The sequence below is a fragment of the Aurantibacter aestuarii genome (assembly GCF_003008425.1).
In the GTDB taxonomy this organism is placed as follows: Bacteria; Bacteroidota; Bacteroidia; order Flavobacteriales; family Flavobacteriaceae; genus Aurantibacter; species Aurantibacter aestuarii.
In genome coordinates this window covers 407-1,275 of record NZ_PXOQ01000013.1, presented here as the reverse complement: position 1 = coordinate 1,275, position 869 = coordinate 407, and positions in this window count along the sequence as shown.

Sequence of the window (869 nt, the reverse complement as noted above, 5' to 3'; positions counted from 1 at the left end):
GTGCAGGTGCGGCACGCCTCGACGCTGCCACTCCGTGATCCAGTGGAGCCGGACCATACCGGCACGCCGCTGGCGCTCAATCCACCGCTTCCGCAGCTTCGTCCAGTCCTGGGCCGATGCGGGACAGTCTCGAAGCGTGAGAGTGAGGGCGACGCCTGCCCCTGTTAGCTCGGTCTCGCGCACGCTCATCAGGAACTGCGTGTTCCGGCGCGTGGCCCCTAAGCTCCACCCCTCGACGTCGCCGCGCTTCATCCGGGTATGGTCATTCCGTCCGGGCGCTACACCGCCCTTACCGCCGTGGCGGTACACTGTCACTACTGGCATCGGTCCTATCCCGTGCTGGTCATGACCCCGAGCGTTGGCGCGCTGCGGGGTTCTTTTTTGCTCGGCTCCCTTTCCCTCTTCCGGCCCCTATGGGCGTTCTGGGCTGCCACCGAACAGCCACAGCGTACCCCGGTGCGTGCCGTTATGTAACTACTAATCAAGGCGGCACCCACCGGCCCGGCTACGGCGTCCCTTGGCGGCTTCATGCGCGGGCGTGCGGCCCGTCCCGGCCCCACCGTCGCATAACGCTCCGTTGTGGCCAGTACGGTCCTCCTACAGCGGTTTGCAGGCGCGACGTACCGGCGCAGGCGGCCATAGGGCGTCGCCGCGACCGATTAGCCAGGTACATCGACCGACACGACAGCCAGAGCGTCACCGTAGGGGCTGTGCCCCTACACCCCCTTTTCCCCAGTGCAGGATAGGGAACGCGGCAGCTGGAAATTACGACCCGCCGAAGAGCACTTCGCCGGTGTCCAGGTCAACGATCGTGCAGCCCCGATCAGCGAGGTTGGCCAGCATCCGCAGCTGCACCGGCTCGGCCGGCA